The following is a 19840-nucleotide window of genomic DNA, read 5'->3' as shown; positions in this document are numbered from 1 at the left end:
TCGCCGCATGGTCGCCGCCAGCGAGTTGACCCCCGGACCGACCTGGGTCGGGGGTGCCTGGCCCAGGTGCCGGGCTTACGCGCGGTCTCGAGCGCCGGCCTGACCGCCTTCTCGGGCCTGTGGCTGGGCCTGGCGGGCCCACCAGGGCGTGGACAGGGGGTGTGTCGTCGCCACCAGTCTTGCGTTACACTCGGGCCCTTCACCGGGACCCAATCAGGCCAGGACCGCGACCATGCCAGCCACAATGTCCTTCACTGTCGTTCGGCAGAAGTTGTTCCTCGTCGTACACACGAAGGACAACCCAGATGAGAAGGAGTGGGCGGACTACCTGGGCGGCATCCGCAGCGCCTGCGGCAAGGTCGACTCGATCTTGATCATCTCCGATGGCGGCGGCCCGAACACCATGCAGCGCGGCCAGATGAACGACCTCCTGGATTCGCTAAAGTTCCAGGGCAAAGTCGCGGTGGTCACGATCAATCGCATCGTCCGCGGCATCGTCACAGCGATCAGCTGGTTCAATCCTACTATCAAAGCCTTTAGCACCATTCAGATCCCGGCTGCGCTCAAATATCTCGACATCCCCGAGACACAGCACGACTATTTCAACATCGAGATCAAGCGCCTCAAGACGCAGCTCGGCATCACGAGCTGAGGCCCGTGACGCGAGGGCGGTCGCGGGCCCGAATCAGGGCTGCCCAGGCAGGGCCACCGCGCTGAGCGCCACGGCATCCTCGATGTGGATCTGTTGCGTGATGCTCTCGTTCTGCGGCGACCACAGGATGCGGCGCCCCTGCGCTGTGCGCATGTCGTGGACGACCTTGATGTAGGCCGGGTCTGCGCCGCGCAGATCCTTGGGGTCGACCCAGAGCACATAGGACTGATAGCGCTCGTCCGGGTAGGCGAAGAAGCCGAGCTTCTCGTCGAGGCGAAAGCCGAGCGGGGTCCAAAACAGCAGATGGTGGTGCGTGAACCCGCAGCCGTGCTTGACGCCCAGCGAGGGCGTGATGGCCACCGCGAGGCACGAGAGCACCCCGCTCAGGCCGACGCCACGCACGCTGGGCAGCGCCCACAGGCCGGCGTACTCGGCCACGCCCTGCGGCTGCAAGCGGTCGAGCGCGGCGCGCAGGCGGTCATCGTGCAGCAGCGCCCGCTCCATTGGCAGCGGGCTGTCAGGGCGCCGGACATGGATGCGCGTGCCGCCGACGAGCTCACCCGAGGGCGCGACGGCGACGATGAAATGAACCGTTCCGTCCAGGATCGCCTTGCGAGGAATCGCGACCTGGTTCACCGCGTTCTGGACCTCGTACCGCTCGTAACAGCGTCGTTGCTTGGTCTGAAACTCGTCGACCAGCCGCGGCTCCGTTCGGGGATTGATGCGGCGAATCTCGTACATCGGCACGAACCCTGCTGATGGTAGTGAAGGCGCCGCGAATGCAGCCGCTGGCAGGACGGTGGACGGATAGTGCATGCAGCCCGGGGACGGCTCGCTTTCCGGGCGCACGGAACCCAACAATGCGAGCCATGCGCGGAAATGTCAAGCACGAAGCTTGTTACTGTCAGCGATGACTGCGACGGCGGACACGCTAACGGATCACCTGTGTGGGTTCCTTACGCGCACGCAGAGGTAGGCGGGTTCGACACGGTATTTGTACTGCCAATAATGCAGTGCAAATTACAAATTTCACAGACCGCGATCATGACGAGGCTGGACAAACTCGCCTGGAGCGGCCCTGGGGCCTTCTTGCAGATGCGCCCGAATGCGGACCTCAAGTCGGGGCCACGACCGTGAGGACTTGCTCGACGGGGCGTCGGAGGCTGCGCTGGGTCGGGGGATCTGCCTGGAAGAGGCGGATCACCATGACCTCGGCGTCGTTGAGCGAGGTCTTGAAGCAACGGGAGAAGCGCTCGCGCTGCTCCATCACGGCGCTGATATCCGCGGCGTCGAGGCCGGCACCGTTGCACCGCTCGAGCCGGGTAAACAGCTCGATGAGGCCGTTACAGGGCTGCACGGCGAGGTTCAAGGCCGTGGCCGTGAGCCATATCTGCTGCAGGGCCTGACCGCCGCGCACGTAGCTGTGGGGGGCTGGGCCAGCCATCGTCAGGTACGCGACCGCGGCGGACGAGCTGACGGCCTGGGTGGTGCGCATGGCGATCGCCTCGCCGCCATCGACCGCGCGGAGCACCTGGGCGACGTCCGGGGAGCGGACGATCTGCAGGACAGCGCGGTCCATCGGCGAGAGCTCGAGGCAATCGAGGTCGAGGCCGTCGCGAGTCTCGCGCGCCTCGGCGGCGGTCCAGCGGATCTCGCGGAAGTACGATTCGTGCAACTTGGGCGACAGGCAGCTGCGCCGTTCGGCCTCTCCCATCAGCAGGGCCAGCTCCTCGATCGCGGCGCGGTCGGTGCAGATTTGCAGCCGAGCGCCGTGATTCTTGGCCGCCTCGATGAGCACCTGCGCGTGGACCGGGCTGAGGTTGCCGCGGGTCCCGGGCCGGTAGTTGGTGGCACGCCGCGTGATCTGCTCGAAGAGCGGGTCTGCGGCGGCGTCGCCCGGGAGCTCCGTGAAGCGCAGGCGGGCGACCAGGTGCTCCGCCTGCGGATCAGGGAACAGGTCGATCTGCGCCTTGCGCCCGGCCGCCAGCGCCGCGATCTGCAGGGTCTCGAGCGCCGCACCGATCGCCACCAGGGCCCACGGCTTGCCCACCTCGAGGTCAGCGACGCGGCTGCTGTCGAGCTCGACGTGGAGGGCGCCGTCGCTGTGATGGAAGCGCCAGGGCTGGGCGTTTCGCGGCGACGGGGCCATGGTCGCATATTGAACCACCTCACGAATGAAGGCGGCCTCCTTCTCGGCGCGCGGGTTGCCCTGGGCCCGCGGGAGCTCGGGCGAGCGGACGGTCTCCAGGGCCTTGCTCACGTCGATGAACACGCGGCCCGAGGCGAGGGGCAGGCCGAGGGCGAGGCGGCGGACGGCGATCGATGTGGTGGCGCCGCCGAGGGTGACGTCGGAGCCGAGCTGAGAGAAGGCGCGGACGGTGCGGCCGAGCTCGAGCATCGAGGCGGCGGCGCGGGGCGACATGGTGTCCTGGCCGACCACGCGGAGGATGAGGCCGATGCGGGCCGGGGGCGGCAGGGTGTCGGCCTGCTCGGAGGTCAGGTCGCCGACCAGGCCGTGGAGGAGCGGCCGGTCGGGCTCGAGGTCGAAGCGCTCGATGTCGAGGAGGCCGCGGTCGCTGGTCTCCATCAACACGGGGATCCGGCGCGCGCGCGCCTCCTCGCGGATCTTGATCTTCGCGAACAGGCTGTCGCATTCGTCGATCAGGATGTCGAGGCGACCGCCCTCGTCGATGAACGAGGTGACGTTCTCGCGGGTCAGGCCGTCGCTGTAGACGGCGACGTTCGCATACGGATTTTGCTCGAAGATCTGGCGTGCGCAGATAACGGCCTTATTGATGCCGATATCGTGGACCGCGCAACGGATGCGATTCATGTTCGAAAGGTCGAGGTGGTCGAAGTCCGCGAGGCGCAGCTCGCCGAACAGGCCCTCGAGCGCGAGGGTCACGGCGACCGCGTTACCGACGCTGAGCCCGACCAGACCGATACGAATCTTGGCCAGGCGCGCCTGCTCGGCGCGGGTGATCTTGTTGCGGTTGCGATCGGAGCGCAGCTCGAAGAACTCCGCCGGCGGCAGCAGGTGGACCAGACGCCGCGACCACGGGAAGAAGGCCCAGCGGCCGTAGTCGTGGAGCGCGGTGCCCCCGAGCTTCTGGTGGATCTTGTCGGCCAGATCGGCCTCGGTGAAGGCCGGCTGGCGCGGGTGGCGGGTCTTGATCAGGTCACCGACCTGGGCGTCGATGGTGTCGTGGACGAACACGACCTCGCCCTTGGCCATCAGCTCGTCCATCGCCTCGCGGTCCTCGCGGAGGCCGCGGTCGAAGAACAGCGGGAACCACGCCTCGCGCTCGCCGAGCTCCAGCACCGAGCGCCAGGAGGGCCGCTCCCGGGGGATCCGGCGCAACATCAGGCGAATCTCCGATCGCGGTGACGGGGTCGGGCGGGGGGCATGACCGAGCGGAGCATATCGCACGCCCGTGCCAGCCCCGCAAGCATCGCGGGGCTGGAAGATATCTCAGCGGATGCCCGCAGAACTCGCCAGCGCGGCCATCACGGGGTCCGCGACAGGGTCCGCCATGCGCCATCGGTCCGCCACGGGGCACGCTATCGGGGTCCGCCACAGGGCCGCCGCCACCACGGGCCACCACGGGCCACCACGGGCCACCACGGGCCACCACGGGCCACCACGCGGGCCACCGGCGACGACCCCGTCACGGGACCACGCTGACGTTCGGCGCGATGAAGGTCATGGCGCGCTCGGCCAGCGCGGCGATCGTCAGCGAGGGGTTGACGCCGGGGTTGGCCGAGACGGCGGAGCCGTCGATCACGTAGAGACCCTCGTAGCCGAACACCCGGTGGCGGTGGTCGATCACGCCGGTCGCGGGCGAGTCGCCCATGCAGCAGCCACCGAGGATATGCGCGGTGGTCGGGATGTTGAATATGGTCTCCTGGACCATGGACATCGGCAGGCCGTCGATCTTGGCGGCCACGCGCTCGGCGATATCGGTGGCCTCGGGGATCGTGGCGCTCGGCGCCTTGCCGGTGCTGACGGAGCTGCCCAGGCTGTCGCCGACGCCGAGGCGAAAGCGCAGGGTGCCCTCGGCGCTGCGCATGTACAGCAAGATGATGCTGTACTTCGACATGTCCGAGACGGTCAGGGCGCGAGCCAGCTTGATCGGGTGCCGCAGGGCCGAGCCGATCATCCGGGCGACGCGCACGAAGCTGCTCTCGCCGCTGACGTGCGGGGCCATCATCGAGCGGAAGAAGTTGGAGCCGGCGGGGTAGCGCACCGGCTCGACGTGCGACTGCTCGTCGGTCTGGATGATCGAGCCGATGGCGATGCCACGGGACAGGTCCTCGTCGCGCTTCTGGCCGATGACGCCGATCAACGACTCGCTGTTGGTCCGCACCGTGTCACCCAGCCGCGGCGAGAGCTTCGGCAGGCCCTCTGGATCCGCTTGCATGCGCAGGAGCAGCTCGACGGTGCCGAGCACGCCGCCGGAGAACACCACGTTGCGCGCGGTGAACACCCGCTGCTTGCGCCCGAACAGCGAGCGGCCGACCTTCGCCTCGACGCGATAGCCGCCGCCAGGCAGCGGGCGCACGGCGGTGACCTCGGTGTCCGCGAGCAGCTGCATGCCCTGCTTGCGCGCGAAGTGGAGATAGTTCTTGTCGAGGGTGTTCTTGGCGCCGAAGCGGCAGCCGAGCATACAACCGCCGCAGAAATTACAGCCGGTCCGCTCGGGGCCCTCACCGGCGAAATAGGGGTCGGGGACGGTCTTGTCGGGCTCGCCGAAGTACACGGCGACGTGGGTCTTCTCGAACTCCTTGCCCATGTCGCCAGCGACGGCCTTCATGATGCGGTCGACCGGGGTGAAGCTGGGGTTCGGGACGGCGCCGAGCATGCGCCGCACCGTGAGATAGTGCGGGCCGAGCTCCTCCTCCCAGCGGGCGAGGTGGGTCCAGCTGGCCTGCTGAAAGAACGGGCGCTTGGGGATCGGCAGGGTGTTGGCGTAGACCAGCGAACCACCGCCCACACCCACGCCCGACAGCACCGTGACGTGGCGAAAGAAGCTCATCTGAAACAGGCCGCGCCACCCGAGCTTCGGCATCCATAGCCAGCGCTTGAGGTTCCAGTTGGACTTCGGGAAGTCCGCGGGGCCAAGCTCCATGCCCTTCTCGAGCATCAGCACGCGGTAGCCCTTCTCGGTCAGCCGCAGGCCAGAGACGCTGCCGCCGAAGCCAGAGCCCACGACGATGTAGTCGAAGTCGAAGTCGGTCACAGTCCCGTGATCTACCACAAGTGCGCGCGATCGTCGCGCGCGCTAGGAGTATGTACATGCGACATCTGAGCCCAGAACAGCTTGCGACCCTGCGCGACCAGCTCGAGCACGAACGCGAGGCACTGCTGCGTCTGCGCCATCAAGAGACGGTCGACCTGGTGGCGGCGGCCGAGGAGACCCCGGACGTGGGCGACCGCCAGGACGCCGCGGCGAGCGAGGCGGCGCAGCTGGCCCACTGGACTCTGGCAGACCACGAGCGGGTCCGGCTGGCGGAGATCGAGGCGGCGCTGCAACGGATGCAGGCCGGCAGCTACGGGGTCTGCGAGCTCAGCGACGAGGCGATCCCCTTCGCGCGCCTGCAGAGCGAGCCGACCGCGCGAGCCACCGTCGAGGCGCAGGCCGAGGCCGAGCGCGAGGGCGGCCGCGGCCGCCCCGACGCCGACGATCGCCGACGCGGCTACTGATACGAAGCGCTGCAAGATGTCGGCGCCGGCCGCCCCGACGCCGACGATCGCGGACGCCGCTATGGATGCTGCTCGCCCACGGGGTGAGGCGCTGGCGCGTCGACGAAGCGCTCGCGGATCGCCAGCACCTCGGGCAGGGCCGCGAAGAAGACGTCGATCAACGTCGGGTCGAAGTGCGTGCCGCGGCTGGTACGCATCAGCTGCAGGGCGTCGTCCAGCAGCCACGCCGGCTTGTACGGGCGTGCGCTGGTCAGGGCGTCGAACACGTCGGCGATCGCGGCGATGCGGCCAAACAGCGGGATCTCTTCGCCCTTGAGGCCGCGCGGGTAGCCGTTGCCGTCCCACTTCTCGTGGTGGGTGTGGGCGATCGTCGCGGCCATCTTGAGCGGCGTGGCGTCGGAGCCGACGAGGATGCGATAGCCGATCTCGGCGTGGCCCTTCATGATCGTGAACTCGTCCGGGGTGAGCCGGCCAGGCTTGAGCAGGATGCGGTCGGGGATGCCGAGCTTGCCGACGTCGTGCATCGGGCTGGCGATCCGCAGCAGCTCGCAGGTGACCTCGTCGAGGCCGATGTGGCGGGCGATGATCTGGCAGTAGCGGCTCATTCGCTGCAGGTGCTGGCCGGTCTCGTCGTCGCGAAATTCGGCCGCGCGCGAGAGGCGATAGATCGTCTCCTCCTGCGAGTTGCGCAGGTCGAGCTGACTCTGCGTCAGCCTGGCGATCGCGTCGTTGAGCGCCGCCGTCCGCTCGTTCACCGCGAGCTCGAGCTGCTCCTTCTGCTGCGCGAGGTTGTCGTAGTAACGCTTGACCCGCACGCAGTTGCGAATGCGGGCCAGCAGCTCGACCTCGTCGAAGGGCTTGCTCAGGAAGTCATCGGCGCCGGCCTCCATGCCACGGCGCCGCAGCTCGCGGTCGTTGACCGCGGTGATGAAGACCACCGGCGTGTGCAGGCCGCGTCGATGGGCGCGGATCTGCCGACAGACGTCGAGGCCGGTCATGCCCGGCATTCGCATGTCGAGCAGCACCGTGTCGGCGCCGTGCTTCGACAGCTCGGCGAGGGCCTGCTCGCCGCTGCTGGCGAGCGCGACCTCATATCCCTCCATTCGTAGCAGCTTCTCCAGCAGCCGACGCATCATGGCCTCGTCATCGACGACGAGGATCCGACCGGTCTCGGGCCGCGATGCGATCTCCATGGGTACTCACCAAGTTACCGCGATCGCTGCAAACGGGGGTATCGATTGTCGCTATACAGCCACGGCCAGCGCGCACGCGGCGCGTCGCAACAGCGCGCAACTGCCCGGCGGCGCTGCTAGCATGCCCGCGATGCGCTGCCCCTCGCTCGCCCTGCTCCTGCTCCCGCTCCTGGGCTGCGACGCTCGCCCGCCGGCGGCCGCCTCCGCGCCGGTGAGCGAGGGGAAGGCGTCGCTACCCGCGGCCGCGAGCTCACCCGCGGAGCCGGCCCAGGTCGCGCAGCGGGCCCAGGTCGCGCAGCGGGCCCAGGTCGCGCAGCGGGCCCAGGTCGCAGCGCTCGCAGACGGAGCGAGCCGGCTGCCGGCGCCGGCCCGGCTGGTCGCGCTCGGCGACCTGCACGGCGACCTCGCGGCGACCCGCGCGGCGCTGCGGCTGGCCGGGGCGATCGACGAACAGGAGCGATGGATCGGTGGGTCGCTGGTGGTCGTGCAGACCGGCGATCAGCTCGATCGCGGCGACGGCGAGCGGGCGATCCTCGAGCTGCTCGAGCGCCTCGAGGGTGAGGCGCGCAAGGCCGGCGGAGCGCTGCACGTGCTCAACGGCAATCACGAGCTGATGAACGCGGCCGGCGACCTGCGCTACGTGACCGCCGGCGGCTTCGTCGACTTCGCCGAGGTGCCGGGGATCGACCTTGCCGACCCCCGGGTCGCGCGCGTGGAGCCGGCGATGCGCGGGCGCCTGCTCGCGTTCACGCCGGGCGGCCCCTATGCGCGCAAGCTGGCGACGCGACCGGTGCTGCTGATCGTCGGCGACACGGTGTTCGCCCACGGCGGCGTGCTGCCGGAGCACGCCCGCAAGGGCCTCGACGCGATCAACACCGAGACGCAGCGCTGGCTGCGAGGCGAGGGCGAGATCTCGCCGGAGCTGCTGCAGGGCGACGAGAGCCCGCTGTGGTCGCGGCGCTTCTGCCAGGATCCAGGCCCCGAAGACTGTACCGTCGCCGAGGAGTCGCTCGCCTTGCTCAAGGTCCAGCGCATGGTGCTCGGGCACACGGTGCACACCGACGGGATCGTGAGCAACTGCGGGGGCAAGGTGTGGTGCATCGACGTCGGGATGGCGGCCTACTACAACGGCCACCCCGAGGTGCTGGAGATCGTCGGCGATCAAGTGAAGGCGCTGCGCTAGCCGCTGAGCACGGGCAGGCGCACCGGACCGGACGCGGGCGCTGCGGGGCGGCCGAGCAGGCGCGGGTCGAGCAGGTGGGTGGGGCTGACGTTCTTGAGGGCGCTCAGCATGACGGCGCGGATGTTCGGCGAGTCGCGCTCGAGCGACTCGAGCAGGCGGGCCATGGCGTCGCGGCGCAGGCCGTCCTGCGAGCCGCACAGGTTGCACGGCAAGATCGGGTAGCCGGCGTCGCGGGCGTGCGCGGCGATGTCGGCCTCGGCGCACTCGATCAGCGGGCGGATGACCTGGAAGCGGCCGTCGTCGGTGGTGTAGCCGGCGGGCATGGCCTGCAGCTTGCCGCCGTAGAAGAGATTGAGCAGGAGGGTCTCGAGGGCGTCGTCGCGGTGGTGACCGAGAGCGATCTTGTTGCAGCCGAGGCGCTCAGCGGCGGTGTAGAGGATGCCGCGACGCAGCCGTGAACACACCGCGCAGTAGGTGCCGCCGGCCGGGGTGCGATCGACGACGACGGAGTAGGTGTCCTCGCGCAAGATCTGGTGCGGGGCGCCGAAGGCCGCGAGCCAGGCCGCGAGCGGGCGACCGTCGTAGCCCGGCTGGGCCTGGTCCAAGTGCACGGCGGTGAGGTCGAACTTGAAGGGGGCGCGGGCGCGGGCGTGCCACAGCAGGTCGAGGAGGGTGTAGCTGTCCTTGCCGCCGGACACGGCGACGAGCACGTGGTCGCCCTCGGCGAGCAGGCCGTAGCTGGAGATCGTGCGCGTCATCTGCTTCGAGAGGGCCCGCTTCGAGAGGGCCAGCCTCGCGGAGCCGTGGTCGCGTGAACTTTGGGACATGTCAGCTGCCGATCACGGTCACGGTGAGGCGTCGCTGGTGGGCGGCGTGGCGGTGCTCCCACAGGTAAATGCCCTGCCAGGTGCCGAGCTCGCAGCGACCGGCCCGCACCGGCACGCCGAGGCTGACCTGGGTGAGCGCGGCGCGGACGTGGCCGGGCATGTCGTCGGGGCCCTCCTCGGTGTGGCGAAACAGAGGGTCGCCGTCGGGGACGAGGCGGGCGAAGAAGCGTTCGAGGTCGCGTTGGACCTCGGGGTCAGCGTTCTCGGTGATCAGCAGGGAGGCGCTGGTGTGGTGGATGAAGACGTTGCACAGGCCGACCTGGACGCCGCTGCGGGCGACGACGGCCTGGACCTCTGCGCTGATGTCGACGAGGCCGCGGCCGCGGGTCGCGACCTCGAGCTGCTCGCTGCTCATCGCTGGTGCTTGGCCTTCCACTCGCTGTACGGCATGCCGTACACGAGCTCGCGGGCCTGGTCATTGCTGAGTTCGAGGCCGCGGGCCTGGGCGGCCTCGTGGTACCAGCGCGAGAGGCAATTGCGGCAGAAGCCGGCGAGGTTCATGAGGTCGATGTTCTGCACGTCGTTGCGCGTGCGCAGGTGTTCGACGAGGCTGCGGAAGGCGGCGGCCTCGAGCTCGAGGGTCTGCTGGGGGCTGAGGTCGGCGGGGGTCATGGCTAGAAGAAGATGCCGTGGACCAGGGTCAGGGGTTCACGTCGGAGGGTGCGCCAGGTGAAGTCGAGGAGGACGCGGTCGAAGTTGCCGCGCGGGTGGCGGACGAACACCTGCTTGACCGCGTCGGCGTCGAGGCCGAAGCGCAGCAGGCCGCGCGAGTGCTCGATCTGGACGGCGCGGCGGAAGGCGTCGGCCTGGGGGCTGAGGTTCGGCACGGCGAGGATGCGATGGTTGTAGATCATGCACTCGTCGATGATGCGGGCCGGGGTGCCGGCGAGGTCCTGGCCGGCGGTCTCGCGCTCGAACAGCGCCCGGCTGCGCGCGAGGTAGGTCGGGCCGGTGTCGTCGCGGCTGACGATGCCGAGGTCGTGGCACATCGCCACCGCGTAGGCGACGTCGCGGTCCATCGCCACGTCGGCCTGGCGCATCAACATCTCGCTGAAGGTGAACAGGCGGCGACAGTGGTTGCGGAAGCCGACGCCGTCGTAGGGGCTGACGCGCTCGAACACGGCCTCGGCATGGCAGGCGAGCGAGCCACTCGGGAGGCCCTGGCCAGCATCGGGGACGGCGCGCAGCGCGGAGGGAGCGTCGGGGGCCGTGAACATGTCGGGCATGTACATCGACCTTAGCCCAGTTGCGGCGAGAGGATGAAATCGCGGGCGAGTGAGGGGGGCCACGGCAGCGGCTTGCGCACCCGGGGCTTCAGGTGGGTGGCGCGCCACACCAGCTTGTTTGTCCTCACGGCAGCGGCCTGTGCACCCGGGGGTTCAAGCGGACAGGGGTCGGACGCCGAGGTCGTCGAGGAGGAGCTCGACGACGCTGCGCTGCATCTCGACGCGGCGGGCCTCGACGAAGCCCATCCAGGTCTCGACGCAGAGGCCGACGCAGCCGGTGGCGGCGACGATGACCTCGGTGGAGGACGTGGCGACGGGATAAAATTGTGGGTCCCAGCGCTCGTTATCGCCGGTGAAGCGGGCGTTCAGCCGCGCGAGGATCCGCGGGACGATCTCGGGCATCGGGTCGACGCCGTAGACCAGAGTCTGGCCGAAGGAGGGCGTGACCGCGGGGTCGTAGCGCTTGTGGCTCTCGTGGAGCGTGGCCATCAGCGCGGGTCGCTCGGCGAGCACGAGGTCCATGAAGCGACGAGCGAGCCGGCGCTCGGGCTCGGGGGCGTCGGCGTCGCCGGGGAAGCAGCGGTTCAGGTCGAGCCCGCCGGGGGCGCAGCGCTGGCGGGCGCGGTAGGCGGCGGGGTTCATCACCGGGACGACGATGAGTCGACCGCGGGTCGGGCGGATGCCCTCCTCGAGCAGCTCTTGCAGGGCATGCACGCCGGCGATCTCGTCGCCGTGGATGCCGGCCTGGATGAGCGCGGTGGGGCCGGGCCCGGGGGCGTCGAAGACGTGGATCGGCAGGGTGGGCGTGAAGTGGTGGAGGCCCGGGCTGAGGCGCGTCACGCCGCGCAGCTTGGCCCGGGGGCGCGGCGGCTGGCAAGCGGCGGCGCTGGCTCAATCGACGCCGAGGGTGCGGCAGGTCGCGGAGGTGGGGACCTTGTGGTGGTCGGGCAGGGTGCCGAGGACGCGGTCGGCGAGGTGGGTGGTGACGCCCTGCCAGTAGTGTTCGTTCTTGAAGTGGTGGAGCCGGTGGAGGCGCCACAGGTGGCGGTAGAGGCGGGTCCGTGGGCGGTAGGCGGTGTGCGTGAGGTAGTGGATCCACTCGTAGGCGAAGCCCATCAGGACGCTGCCGAGCACGGCGGTGGTGAACAGCGGGATCGTCGGCATGGCGAGGTACCAGGCGGCGATCAGGATCGCGAAGCCGACGTAGCCGGCGCGACGCGGGATGAACACGACGTCGAGCTTCCACGGGTCGCGGTGGTGGGCGCGGTGGAACTGGGCGACCTGCAGATCGAGGACGCGGCCGAAGATCTTCTTCGGCTTGAAGTGGAGGATGTAGACGTGGATCAGCCACTCGGCGAAGGGCTCGACGGCGAGGATCAGCGGGACGATCGCCAGGTCCCACCAGCTGAAGCTGCCGAGCTGCAGGCGCAGCGCGACCAGCAGGGCCGTGACGACCAGGAAGGATCGCGGGCTGGGGAAGCGGAAGAACACCCGCAGCGTGGTCCACAGCGACGGGCCGGGGCCGAGCTCTGAGCTGGTCTTTGGGTCAGGTTCGTTCGACATTGTCGTCTCCCTCCTCGATGGCGGCGATGAGCTGGAAGATCGCGCTGCTGCCCTGCTCCATCAGGGTGCGAGCGACGGCGGCGGCGGAGAGGTCATCCTGGCGCTGGACGGCCTCGGCGATCGCCCGGTAGGCGGCGAGGTCGCGCAGCTCGCTGGCCAGGACCTCCACCAGGAGCTCGCGCAGGCGCTCGTAGGCGTCGCGCAGGCTGTTGAAGACGAGCTGGTAGGCGATGTTGTCGCTGCCCTCGACGAGCACGTCCCAGAACTGGAGGGCGAGCAGCTGGAGGGCGGGCAGGTCGTCGGCGTGGTCGGCCATGGCGGCGACCAGCTCGAGCAGGCGGTGCAGCTGCTCCGGGCTGCGGCGGCGGGCGGCGAGGCGGGCGATGTCTGGCGCCATCGCGGCGCGCATCTCCATGGCCGAGCGGGCGACCTTGAGGTCGACGGTGCCGTCGCTGTGGAAGAGGAGGCGGGTGAGGAGGTCGAGGTTGCCGGACTGGCGGAAGTTGAGGACGCGGGCGGCACCGCCGTGCTGGATCGTCACGAGGCCGGCCTGGGAGAGGCGCTTGAGGGCCTCGCGGACGGCGCCGCGGTTGACCCGCAGCATGTCGCAGAGGTTGCGTTCCGAGGGCAGCGGGGCGCCCGGGACCATGCGGCCGTGGACGATCTCGTGCGAGAGCTGCTCGAACACGGCGTCGGAGAGGGACTGGCGGGCGACGGGCTTCAACACTCACTGACCATGACAGCGAGTGAGATGATGGTCAACTGGTATGACCAGTTTGTGACAATGAGGGTGTTCGTCCGCAGACAGGTTGGGTCGGCGTCGTCAGCGACAAGCACTCGGGCACGCGAGCTCGTCAGCCCTCGATGCGTTGCCAGCTGCCGTGGAGGAGGCGCTCGTGCGGGAGGTAGGTGGCCTTGTAGGCCATCGAGGGGCACTCGGCGATGTAGAGGCCGAGGTAGAGGTAGCGTAGGCCCCAGCTGCGGCAGAGTTCGACCTGCTTGAGGATGGAGAAGACGCCGGGGGACCAGGGTTCGAAGGTGGGGTCGAAGTAGAAGTAGACCGCGGAGAGGGCGTCGTCGGAGCGGTCGACGATGGCGACGCCGACGAGCTGGCCCTTGTGGCGGTAGCGGATCTCCAGGGAGTCGCAGCAGGTGTCGACGAGGAAGGCGCGGTAGCCCTGCTCGTCGATGTCCTGGCCGTCGGGGTTGAGGTCGCGGCCGGTCTTGTGGAGGTTGTAGAGGGCGACCTTCTCGGGGCTGAGTTCAGGCGGGCCGATCTCCACGTCGAAGCGCTCGAGGCCGCGGCGGTAGATCCTTCGTTGGGTTCGGGTCGGCGCGAAGTCCTCGACGTCGAGGCGGATCGGCTCGCACGCGCGGCAGCTCGGGCAGGCGGTGCGGTAGAGGAGGACGCCCTGGCGGCGGTCGCCGCTGCGGAGGCGGGCGCCGAACTCGGCGTGGGTGAGCATGCGCGTCGGGACCCGCAGGGGCATGCGAGCCTGGCGACCGCTGAGGTAGGGGCAGGGCGTGGGTTCGTCGTAGACGAGCAGCTCGGGGGGGTCAGCCGGGAGCAGACGGGGGCGCCAACGCATGCCACGCGAGTATATGCCGCGGTGCTAGAGTTCGCTGGTGCGGGGATTCGAGGCGATCGCGGAGGGGGTGAGGCTGGTCGCGTTACGGACCCCGACGCTGCTGCCGGCGACGGCGACGAACACGCTGGTGGTGGGACAGAGGCGGCTGGCGGTGATCGAGCCGGCGACGCCCTTCGCCGATGAGCAGGCGGCGCTCGACCAGTTGCTCGCGGGGCTGGTGGGGCTCGGGGCCGAGGTCGCTGCGATCTTGCTGACGCACCACCACCGCGATCACACCGGCTACGCGGCGGCGCTGCGCGAGCGCACGGGTGCGCCGATCCACGCCCACGCGGCGACGGCGGAGCGGGTCGACTTCGCGGTCGACGTGCTGCTCGTGGACGGGGCCGAGGTCGACCTCGGGGAGGGGTTCGTGGTCTCGGCGATGCACACGCCCGGGCACGCGCCGGGGCACCTGGTCTACACGGAGCGGCGCACGGGGCTGGCGTACGCGGGCGACATGGTGGCCGGGGTCGGGACGATCCTCATCGACCCCGAGGATGACGGCGACATGATCGCGTATCTGGCCTCGCTGGAGCGGATGGCCGCGGCGAGGCCGAGGGCTCTGGTGCCCGCGCACGGACCGGTGCTGGACGACCCGCAGGCGGTGCTTCGGCGCTATCGAGCGCACCGACTGATGCGTGAGGACCGGGTCCTGGCGGCGATCCATGCGGCGCCGCGCGATCTCTCTGGTGTGCTGGCCGAGGCCTACGCGGACACGCCGGAGGCGCTGTGGCCTCTGGCCATGCGCTCGCTCGAGGCCCACCTGCGCAAGCTGGTCGTGGAGGGCCGAGTGCGGCGCCTGGGCGATTCGCTGGCCCGGGCCTGAGGGTTCTTGCCGGGCGCCGAAGCAGGCCGCGCCGCCCGGGCCATCCATGGTGCGGGGCGCGAGCGCGCATCGCGGGCTCGCAGGCGGTGTTCCTCCCGCAAAAAAGCCGTAAGATGGGGGCCTCGCTCCTGGACCTTGCGAGCGACCCCCAGTACTGCCACGGCAAGCGAGCCAACAGCCATGCCCAAGATCTTGATCGTCGAGGACAACGAACTTAGTCGCGACATGCTGTCCCGGCGGCTGCGTCGCAAGGGTTACGAGGTGCTGGTGGCGACCGACGGGCAGGAGGGGATTGCGATGGCGCAGCGCGAGCTGCCAGACCTGGTGCTGATGGATCTGAGCCTGCCGGACCTCGACGGCTGGGAGGCGACGCGGCGGCTGAAGGCGAACGCGAAGACGCAGGCCATCCCGGTCATCGCCCTGACGGCGCACGCGATGTCGGGCGACCGCGAGAAGGCGATCGACGCCGGCTGCGACGAGTACGACACCAAGCCGATCGACCTGCGTCGCTTGCTGTCGAAGATGATCCGCTTCGTCGAGGACCCCGAGGCGAGCGGCAGCGGCGGCGAGAAGTCCCTGGCCTGAAGGTCAGCGTGGACGGGCTGCGCGCCCGTGGGGCGCGACGGCGGCGAGAAGTCCCTGGCCTGAGCTCAGCGTGGACGGACTGCGCGCCCGTGGGGCGCGATGGCGACGGTTGTGTACCGGGCGCGGCCGTCGATGGGAGTCCCCGATCGCTGCCTGTTGGCTGCCCGATCGCCGGGTCTTGCTCGAGCGGCGCGAGCGGCGGGCGCGCCAATGGTCGAGGTGCGCGGTGGCGGCGAGCCGAGCCGCGAAACCCGCGTAGAACCTCGTCCCGTGGGCACTGGCGTACGACCTGTGATTGACACCTGCGGGCGCTGGCTGTAACGCTGAAATGCTGGCGCGGAAACCTGCGCGACCAGCATGGAGCGCTGCGATCTCGGAGACCACGACCCCAAGCAGCGACGTCGCTCCGGCCTGGAGCGAGGCGTCTGCCGAGGCCACCCGCAAGTCGGGTCGAGTGATCGCGTCGTTGCGCGCGCAGATCGAGCTGCGCATCGGCTTCGTCCCGGCGCTGTTCGACCCGACCCTCGGCAGCCCCGAGCTGCTCGAGGCGATGTGGCAGCAGACGCGCGCGGCGTACCTCGACAACCCGCTGCCGGGACGCTTCAAGGAGGCGCTGCTGCTGGGTGTGATGCGGCGCTGCCCGACGCCGTACGGGCTGGTGGGCCACGCCGCAGCGCTTGCGCGGCAAGGCGTGCGCGCGGCGGAGATCCTCGCGTTGCTCGAGGACCGCAGCGGGCCGCAGTCGGAGTTTCGCCGCAACATGGAGTTGCTGACCGGTTGCGCCGAGGCGTGGACACAGTGGCCAGGTCCAGGACCGCTGGCCGACGCGGTGCTGGCCGGGTCGATCGCCTACACGCTCGAGCCGACGAATTGTGTGTCGCTGCAAGCCGAGCTGCGGCGGCTGCTGCCGGCGGAGTTGTATATGCGGTGGTCGGCGCTGCTGGCCTACGCGTGGACGCGCTGGCAGTGGTGTGCGGCGTATCCGGAGCTGGCGCTGCGGACCGAGTCGGCGCTGGCGGAGTCGCGGGCGCAGCTGCTGGAGGAGGAGCCGCGGCTGGCGGCGCATCTGAGCCCGGCGGAGCCGGTACCCGAGCACGGGGCCGAGCACGGGGTGAGTCGGCGGGCGACGGCGACGCCGAACGCGCTGAGCCAGATCATCGACGCGGTGCCGACGGGGATCTTGCAGCTGTCGATCGACGGCGCGGTGGTGATGACGAACGCGCCGGCGCAGCGGATGTTCGGGCTGACGGCGGACGAGTTCTCGAAGCTGACGGTCAGCGACCTCGAGCTGGCGGTGGTGTTCGAGGACGGACAGCGCTGCCCGCCGGATGCGCTGCCGATGACGCGCTGCCTGCGGACCCTGACCCCGCAGCAGCCGATCGTGCTGGGGGTGCGGCGCAAGGATGGGGGGCTGTTCTGGGCCGTGTTCACGGCGCTGCCGCTGATGGACCCGGGGGCGCAGGAGACCACCGGGGTGATGGTGACGGTGGTCGACATCAGCGAGCGCAAGCGGGCCGAGCGGGCGCTGCGAGAGAGCGAGACGCAGTACCGGCTGCTGGTCGAGGCCAGCGACGTGTACGTGGTGTGCCTCGACCGCGAGGGGCGGATCACGCGGGCCAACGAGCAGGCGGCGCACATGCTGCACGCGTCGGCCGAGGCGCTGCTCGGGCGGAGGTTGAAGGACGTGATGAGCTCGCCGGAGCTGGCCGAGGCGCACCACGCCCGCTACCTGCACGTGATGGAGACCGGGCAGAACATCGACATCGAGGAGATGGTCGAGTTCGAGGGGCAGACGCTGTGGTTCGCGTCGACGGTGATGCCGCTGCGCGACCACGCGGGCGACGTGATCGGCGCGCAGATCGTGGCCCGCGACGTGTCGAGCAAGCGACGGGCGGAGATCGCCCTGCGCGACCGCGAGGAGCGCTCGCGGCACGAGTCGCTGCACGACCCGCTGACGCGGCTGCCGAACCGGATGCTGTTCCTGGACCGACTCGAGATGGAGGTGATCCACGCGCGCCAGTCGCCGCGCGAGTCGCACTTCGCGGTGCTGTGCCTCGACCTCGACCGCTTCAAGAACATCAACGACAGCCTCGGCCACTCGGCGGGCGACCGACTGCTGATCGACTTCAGCCGGCGGCTGCACGAGTGCATCGGCGCGGAGGACACGCTGGCCCGCCTCGGCGGCGACGAGTTTGCGATCTTGCTGCGCCGGGTGCACGACGCGAGCGACGCGATCCGGGTCGCGGACCGGGTGCTGAACCTGCTCAAGCAGCCGTTCTCGCTGCGCGGCCAGGATGTGTACGTGCCGACCAGCGTGGGGATCGCGTTCAGCACGCCGGAGTACGAGCGGCCGGAGGACGTGCTGCGCGACGCGGACACGGCGATGTACCGGGCGAAGCGGCGCGGCAAGGGCCGCTACGAGCTGTTTGACGCGGGGATGCACACCGAGGCGGTCGCGCTGCTGACGCTGGAGAACGACCTGCGGCGGGCGATCGAACGCGGCGAATTCCAGGTGTACTACCAGCCGGTGATCGCGCTGGAGACGGGGCTGATCATCGGCTTCGAGGCGCTGCTGCGCTGGAACCATCCGGCGCGGGGGATCGTGCTGCCGGGCGAGTTCATCGGCTGCGCGGAGGAGACCGGGCTGATCGTGCCGATCGGCGAGTGGGTGCTGCGCGAGGCGTGCCGGCAGATGCAGCGCTGGCACGAGAAGTTCCCGGTGGGGGTCAAGCTGTCGATCAGCGTCAACCTGTCGGGCAAACAGTTCTCACACCCGGCGCACATCGGCATGGCGCTGCGAGACAGCGCGCTGGCGCCGTCGAGCTTGAAGCTGGAGATCACGGAGAGCGTGATCATGGAGGACCCGCAGGCGGCGTCGAAGCTGCTCGAGCAGCTGCAGCGGCAGGAGGTGCAGAGCTACGTCGACGACTTCGGCACCGGCTACAGCTCGCTCAGCTACCTGCACCGCTTCCCGATGTCGGCGCTGAAGATCGACCGATCGTTCGTGACCAACATCGGGCCCGGAGGCGAGAACGCGGCGATCGTGCAGACGATCGTCAACCTGGCGCACAACCTGGGGATGAGCGTGATCGCGGAGGGCGTGGAGACGGCGGCGCAGCTCGATCTGCTGCGCCAGATGGGCTGCGAGTACGCGCAGGGCTTCTTCTTCTCGCGGGCCGTCACGGCCCCGCTGGCGGAGGCGATGATCGCCCGCCAGACGACGACCAGCACCTGGCAAGAGACCGCGTAGAAGACGAGGCCGATGCGGACCACGCGAGGGAGCTGCTCGGAGCCGGCTACGCGAGGGCGTCGAAGGCGGCGACCACCGCTGGTGGGGCCTGCACGAGCTCGATGAGCACGCCCTGACCGCCGAGCGGGGTGGTGGCGTCGCCCTTCGGGTGGATGAAGCAGACGTCGTGGCCGGCGGCGCCGCGACGCACGCCGCCGGGGGTGAAGCGCACGCCCTTCGCGGCGAGCCAGGCGACCGCGGCGGGCAGGTCGTCGACCCACAGGCCGAGGTGGTTCAGGGCCGGGTCGTGCACGCGGGGCTTCTTGTCGGGGTCGACGGGCTGCATGAGGTCGACCTCGACGGCGAAGGGGCCGCGGCCGGCGACGGCGATGTCCTCGTCGACGTTCTCGCGCTCGCTGCGGAAGCTGCCGGAGATCGGGAGGCCGAGGAGGTCGGACCAGAGGTGGCGGAGGCTGGCCTTGTCGGGGCCGCCGACCGCGACCTGCTGGAGGCCGAGGACGCGGAAGGGGCGGGCATCGCTCATGGTTGCGACTGTAACAGCGGACCGGTGGCGCTGTGGAGGCGGAGCTCGCCGGGGGGCTCGCGGAGGACGGCGGCCTCGTGGGCGGCGAGCTCGCCCAGGCGGGCGTTGAGATCGAGGTTCGGGAATTCGCCGCGGGCGAGGTCGATGTAGCTGCCGAAGTGGCGGGCCTCGCAGGCGAGCAGGCCGCGGTAGAGCTTGACGAGCGCCGGTTCGGCGAGGGTGTCGGCGAGGATCTGCATGCGTTCGCAGGAGCGGGCCTCGATGAGGGCGCAGCACAGCAGCGTGTCCTGCAGGCGGGCGGGCTCGTGCTTGCGGACGGCGCTCATGAGGCGGGCGGCGTAGGGGCTCGGGGTGAGGCGGCGAAACTCGCCGCCGCGGGCGCGCAGGACCTCGATCACCTCCTCGAAGTGGGCGAGCTCCTCGCGGGCGAGGCGGGCCAGCGGGATGGCCAGCGCCGGGCGCTCGGGGTAACGGAAGATCAGGGACATCGCGGTCGATGCGGCCTTCTTCTCGCAGTGCGCGTGGTCGAGGAGGATCTCGTCCAGGTGCTCGCGGGCCTGGGCGCCCCAGCGCGGGTCGGTGATCGAGGCCAGGTGCAGCATGGCGACGCGGGAGGGTAG

Annotated in this window: 20 protein-coding genes; 6 read left to right on the top strand and 14 right to left on the bottom strand. The window is 69.9% G+C overall.

Annotated features, from left to right (window positions below; translation table 11 throughout):
- Nucleotides 1–244 precede the first annotated feature (244 nt).
- Nucleotides 245–652 carry a hypothetical protein gene (locus tag IPJ59_RS07945; protein ID WP_293250143.1) on the top strand — a complete coding sequence of 136 codons (408 nt, stop codon included), beginning with the start codon at nucleotides 245–247 and terminating at the stop codon, nucleotides 650–652.
- 33 nt (nucleotides 653–685) lie between these two features.
- Here the strand turns inward: IPJ59_RS07945 and IPJ59_RS07940 are convergent, their stop codons facing one another.
- The 3 genes from IPJ59_RS07940 to IPJ59_RS07930 all read right to left on the bottom strand — a co-directional run bounded on the left by IPJ59_RS07940 (nucleotide 686) and on the right by IPJ59_RS07930 (nucleotide 5892).
- Entirely contained in the window at nucleotides 686–1399 is a 714-nt protein-coding gene (locus IPJ59_RS07940) for a hypothetical protein (RefSeq protein WP_293250141.1), read from the bottom strand.
- Between the two features lie 367 nt (nucleotides 1400–1766).
- A complete protein-coding gene (locus IPJ59_RS07935) occupies nucleotides 1767–4016 on the bottom strand; it encodes an Rv1355c family protein (protein WP_293250139.1) in 2250 nt (749 codons plus the stop codon).
- Nucleotides 4017–4320: 304 nt separating this feature from the next.
- On the bottom strand, nucleotides 4321–5892 hold the full coding sequence (locus tag IPJ59_RS07930) for an FAD-dependent oxidoreductase (protein ID WP_293270626.1): 1572 nt from the start codon (nucleotides 5890–5892) through the stop codon (nucleotides 4321–4323).
- A 56-nt stretch (nucleotides 5893–5948) separates the two neighbouring features.
- Here IPJ59_RS07930 and IPJ59_RS07925 point away from each other — a divergent pair, with 56 nt between their 5' ends.
- Nucleotides 5949–6356, top strand: coding sequence for a TraR/DksA family transcriptional regulator (locus IPJ59_RS07925; protein ID WP_293250135.1), 408 nt, complete (start codon nucleotides 5949–5951; stop codon nucleotides 6354–6356).
- A gap of 59 nt (nucleotides 6357–6415) precedes the next feature.
- Here the strand turns inward: IPJ59_RS07925 and IPJ59_RS07920 are convergent, their stop codons facing one another.
- Nucleotides 6416–7549, bottom strand: coding sequence for a response regulator (locus IPJ59_RS07920; protein WP_293270624.1), 1134 nt, complete (start codon nucleotides 7547–7549; stop codon nucleotides 6416–6418).
- Nucleotides 7550–7679: 130 nt separating this feature from the next.
- Between IPJ59_RS07920 and IPJ59_RS07915 the strand changes: the two genes are divergently transcribed.
- Nucleotides 7680–8732 (top strand): metallophosphoesterase, encoded by a 1053-nt coding sequence (locus tag IPJ59_RS07915; protein WP_293270623.1) that lies wholly within the window; start codon nucleotides 7680–7682, stop codon nucleotides 8730–8732.
- On the opposite strand, the gene ttcA is transcribed toward IPJ59_RS07915, so the two are convergent.
- The 8 genes from ttcA to IPJ59_RS07875 all read right to left on the bottom strand — a co-directional run bounded on the left by ttcA (nucleotide 8729) and on the right by IPJ59_RS07875 (nucleotide 13997).
- Nucleotides 8729–9559 carry a tRNA 2-thiocytidine(32) synthetase TtcA gene (gene ttcA / locus IPJ59_RS07910; RefSeq protein WP_293250128.1) on the bottom strand — a complete coding sequence of 277 codons (831 nt, stop codon included), beginning with the start codon at nucleotides 9557–9559 and terminating at the stop codon, nucleotides 8729–8731. The genes IPJ59_RS07915 and ttcA overlap by 4 nt on opposite strands.
- Nucleotide 9560: 1 nt before the next feature.
- On the bottom strand, nucleotides 9561–9974 hold the full coding sequence (locus IPJ59_RS07905; RefSeq protein ID WP_293250126.1) for a secondary thiamine-phosphate synthase enzyme YjbQ: 414 nt from the start codon (nucleotides 9972–9974) through the stop codon (nucleotides 9561–9563).
- On the bottom strand, nucleotides 9971–10231 hold the full coding sequence (locus IPJ59_RS07900; protein WP_293250124.1) for a DUF1244 domain-containing protein: 261 nt from the start codon (nucleotides 10229–10231) through the stop codon (nucleotides 9971–9973). Before IPJ59_RS07900 ends, IPJ59_RS07905 begins: the two co-directional genes overlap by 4 nt.
- Nucleotides 10232–10233: 2 nt before the next feature.
- The gene (locus IPJ59_RS07895; protein WP_293250122.1) at nucleotides 10234–10836 is read right to left on the bottom strand and encodes a hypothetical protein; all 603 of its coding nucleotides are present in this window, start codon (nucleotides 10834–10836) and stop codon (nucleotides 10234–10236) included.
- A 162-nt stretch (nucleotides 10837–10998) separates the two neighbouring features.
- The gene (locus IPJ59_RS07890; protein ID WP_293270621.1) at nucleotides 10999–11685 is read right to left on the bottom strand and encodes a M14 family metallopeptidase; all 687 of its coding nucleotides are present in this window, start codon (nucleotides 11683–11685) and stop codon (nucleotides 10999–11001) included.
- A 51-nt stretch (nucleotides 11686–11736) separates the two neighbouring features.
- Nucleotides 11737–12408 (bottom strand): sterol desaturase family protein, encoded by a 672-nt coding sequence (locus IPJ59_RS07885; RefSeq protein ID WP_293250118.1) that lies wholly within the window; start codon nucleotides 12406–12408, stop codon nucleotides 11737–11739.
- Complete coding sequence (locus tag IPJ59_RS07880; RefSeq protein WP_293250116.1) at nucleotides 12392–13135, bottom strand: FadR/GntR family transcriptional regulator; 744 nt, start codon at nucleotides 13133–13135, stop codon at nucleotides 12392–12394. The genes IPJ59_RS07885 and IPJ59_RS07880 overlap by 17 nt, the downstream gene beginning before the upstream one ends.
- Nucleotides 13136–13262: 127 nt before the next feature.
- Nucleotides 13263–13997: an arginyltransferase gene (locus IPJ59_RS07875; protein ID WP_293250114.1), complete on the bottom strand. Its 735-nt coding sequence runs from the start codon at nucleotides 13995–13997 to the stop codon at nucleotides 13263–13265.
- A gap of 37 nt (nucleotides 13998–14034) precedes the next feature.
- Here IPJ59_RS07875 and IPJ59_RS07870 point away from each other — a divergent pair, with 37 nt between their 5' ends.
- The 3 genes from IPJ59_RS07870 (at nucleotide 14035) to IPJ59_RS07860 (ending at nucleotide 18697) form a co-directional block, all read left to right on the top strand.
- The gene (locus IPJ59_RS07870; protein WP_293250111.1) at nucleotides 14035–14862 is read left to right on the top strand and encodes an MBL fold metallo-hydrolase; all 828 of its coding nucleotides are present in this window, start codon (nucleotides 14035–14037) and stop codon (nucleotides 14860–14862) included.
- A gap of 180 nt (nucleotides 14863–15042) precedes the next feature.
- Nucleotides 15043–15447, top strand: a complete 405-nt coding sequence (locus IPJ59_RS07865; RefSeq protein ID WP_293250109.1) for a response regulator — start codon at nucleotides 15043–15045, stop codon at nucleotides 15445–15447.
- Between the two features lie 466 nt (nucleotides 15448–15913).
- Nucleotides 15914–18697 (top strand): EAL domain-containing protein, encoded by a 2784-nt coding sequence (locus IPJ59_RS07860; RefSeq protein ID WP_293250107.1) that lies wholly within the window; start codon nucleotides 15914–15916, stop codon nucleotides 18695–18697.
- Nucleotides 18698–18743: 46 nt separating this feature from the next.
- Here IPJ59_RS07860 and IPJ59_RS07855 read toward each other — a convergent pair whose 3' ends face one another.
- Together IPJ59_RS07855 and IPJ59_RS07850 are read right to left on the bottom strand one after the other, a co-directional pair.
- Nucleotides 18744–19220 carry a VOC family protein gene (locus tag IPJ59_RS07855; protein ID WP_293250105.1) on the bottom strand — a complete coding sequence of 159 codons (477 nt, stop codon included), beginning with the start codon at nucleotides 19218–19220 and terminating at the stop codon, nucleotides 18744–18746.
- Entirely contained in the window at nucleotides 19217–19822 is a 606-nt protein-coding gene (locus tag IPJ59_RS07850; protein ID WP_293250103.1) for a MiaE family protein, read from the bottom strand. Before IPJ59_RS07850 ends, IPJ59_RS07855 begins: the two co-directional genes overlap by 4 nt.
- Between the last annotated feature and the right edge of the window lie 18 nt (nucleotides 19823–19840).

Origin of the sequence: Nannocystis sp. (genome assembly GCF_016714285.1) — a bacterium.
Classification (GTDB): domain Bacteria; phylum Myxococcota_A; class Polyangia; order Nannocystales; family Nannocystaceae; genus Nannocystis.
Note: the sequence above shows the minus strand (reverse complement) of the source record. Positions and strands in the feature narration are given on the sequence as shown.